Below are 2840 nucleotides of genomic sequence, written 5' to 3'. Positions count from 1 at the left end.
GCTTCGGCTGTATTGAACCACGAGCATAGACTGAAGACAGGTGCCACGACGGAACAAGTAAGGTAGGCTCTACTCATCAAACGGTGAGCAATCCACGTATATCAGCATGAGAACCGACGACATTACTTGCTTCATCTATGTGATAACACTATCCCCTGAACAACAAGAAAGGCTCTATAAATGCGGGAGCAAAAACTTCTACGCTCTTATTGACAGTGGGGGTCATATCAACGCCCAATTAAGGCGTGAGCGCGCTACCTCAACACTAAAATTGGACACCGTAAACACTGAGCTAAATCCAAACAAAAAATGCCAAGCGTGGGGAATCACTCTTAAATGCTTGTTAGTTGCACAGTGCACACTGAATTTTTTCTTTATTTTCAGTGATATATTCTATGTCATTTAGATAGGCTTGAAGATGACCTTGCTCTATGTTTTTAGCAAAGGTTTCATTACCATTGTCAGCTTCACTGCGCATGAACAAAACTAAAGCCTGTAATCGCTCAATCATTGCGTCCGCTAGTCGATTTCTTTCAGACGTAGTTGCATCGTAACTATCACAGAACAACTTAGCTCTAGTTACCTGCTCAGAGATTGTGCCTAACTTATCATTGCTGTCAGTTTTGAAAGGCGACCAGCAATAAACTGAATATGCTAAATCCCATATTCTTGGCGCAGGGTGCGCAGTATCAAAGTCAAATACACCTACAACTGCGTTCTCAGATAGAGCAACATTGTATGGTGTAAAGTCACCATGACAGATAACTTCAAAAGGCTCTCTTGGCTCTAGCATCCACTTATGCGCATTGACATCTACTTGATCCAAAAGTGGCACAGTTGCGTCATGTATTTTACGCAATAGTTTACCTGCTGATATGAGTGTATCCGCAGTAGCAATTGCACCGACTAGTGGGTAGTTATAAGTATTGCCAGCAACAAAACTTAGAACCTCCTGTTCTTGGTTAACACCAAGAAATCTTGGACATTCAGCTACATTTTCTCGCTCGAGGTGTTTTAAAATAACGTGAATTGTAGGACTCCACGGCTGGAGAGGTCGATAGACAACTTCACCATCTCGATATATTGCTGATTCTCTTCCACCTGATAATTCTTCCACGAAACCTCCTCGTGCAACTAACGCCTTGTTAAGGGGCGAGCAACGCAATATCACCCAACTTAAAAATTGTGCCCTAAACGCTTAAGCTGATTTGAATGAAAGTGGTCAAGCGTTAGGAGTCCCTGTTAAGCAATTTGTTATGTGTCATCACTCAAATCCCAGCTCTTTATATGACTTTTTATCATGTTCAGGATGATTCGTTTCATAAACTCCATACCCGCGAAACCTATAGTATTTTGTCATCGCTTCAAAGTGGCTGTCAGCAACGCATGTCCAAATCAACTTTGAGTTTGGCTCTAACAACGCTCGAGCTTCATCACCGTGCTTACCACTTAAACAAAAAGTATCTAGACCATCCGGATCGATCCAAAGTTCATGCCTCATAGCTGGTTTCTCCAATACACATAACGCCGCGCACGCACTACACAAGTGACCGCATAACACCTTAACCACTAAACCCAACGCAAATTGAAAATGCCACGCGTACCAAGTGATCTTCACCCGATAAAATGGACACCCTATTTTCTTTAACCCGTCATTACTTCATATTCATGTGGGCTGCGATATCCAAGACTTGAGTGCAGTCTATTACGGTTATAAAAATGCTGGATATAACCGACAAGCTTATCTCTAAGCTGCTTCTCACTTTTAAAGCTATTTTTCCTAATTATGTCGCCTTTAAGCGTATGGAAGAACGACTCCACCTCTGCATTATCAGTACAATGACCTGGACGATTCATGCTTGGGACAATTCCATGTTTTGATAGTAAAGCTTGAACTTCATGGGCCCGATATTCAGAGCCTCTGTCAGTATGAAATAACAGGCGCTCTTGTGGCTTTCGATTTCTAATGGCCATTCTCAGCGAGCTCATCGTTAGTTGTGTACTCTTCTTACTACCAAGCGACCAACCGACGACTTTACGAGAGTAAAGATCAATAACGACCGCTAGATACATCCAACGTTTGCCTTGCTTGATATACGTTAGATCTCCAGACCATTGTTGATTAACTGCCGTTGGTTTGGGTATGTCTTTTTTAATATTCTTAATCGATTGATAAAACCGATGTAGCTTGGCCATCTTAAGGTAAATACGATAACTTCGCGCCCGTAGCCCTTGCTCTCGCATGATCCTAGCCACGCGCTTGCGGCTAACCAAAAAACCTTGGCGCCTAAGCTCAGCATGGACTCTTGGGCTACCGTAGGTCTCTCGACTCTGAGAAAACACTTTAATGATTTGCTTCTTCAAAGCCTGTTCTTCTTGAGCATAGCGACTTGGCTTTCTGCCTAGCCATGCGTAATAGCCCGACTTAGAAACAGATAGAAAACGGCACATCAATACAATGGAATATCGTGTTTTGTAATGGTCTATGAATCGGAATTTTGTCGATTTTCTTGGGCAACGAATCGTTGCCACTTTTTTAGCAAGTCATTCTCGAGCTTAAGTTGTTCGTTCTGACGTTCAAGCTCTGCAATCCGACTCGACTCAGTTTTCTGACTCGGGATCTTAGTCCTTTTCTTACGTTTATCTTCCATAATAACCCCTTCTCTATAGTCCTTTCGCCATTTAGAAAGCATATAAGGATGGATATCTAATGATAGCGCCACGCTTTTAACTGTAGCTCCTTCTCGAAGCGAAAGTCGGACGGCAGTTATCTTAAATTCCGTGGGATATTGTTGAGTTTTTTTACCTGATTTATAAGCTGGCATAAACACCTCCAATAG

2 protein-coding genes are annotated in these 2840 nt (G+C 42.4%); both read right to left on the bottom strand.

The window, feature by feature from the left end; genetic code table 11:
- Window positions 1-343: 343 nt before the first annotated feature.
- Window positions 344-1117, bottom strand: coding sequence for an aminoglycoside phosphotransferase family protein (locus KI743_RS23385; RefSeq protein WP_285468465.1), 774 nt, complete (start codon window positions 1115-1117; stop codon window positions 344-346).
- Window positions 1118-1644: 527 nt separating this feature from the next.
- Window positions 1645-2825, bottom strand: a protein-coding gene (locus KI743_RS23380) for an IS3 family transposase (protein WP_285468466.1) whose coding sequence is annotated in 2 segments (ribosomal slippage) — window positions 1645-2540 and window positions 2540-2825 — 1182 coding nt in all. Because the reading frame shifts where the segments join, the coding sequence is not laid out codon by codon here.
- Between the last annotated feature and the right edge of the window lie 15 nt (window positions 2826-2840).

The organism is Vibrio sp. D420a (genome assembly GCF_030248625.1).
GTDB lineage: Bacteria > Pseudomonadota > Gammaproteobacteria > Enterobacterales > Vibrionaceae > Vibrio > Vibrio fortis_A.
This window is presented reverse-complemented; position numbering and strand designations above follow the sequence as displayed.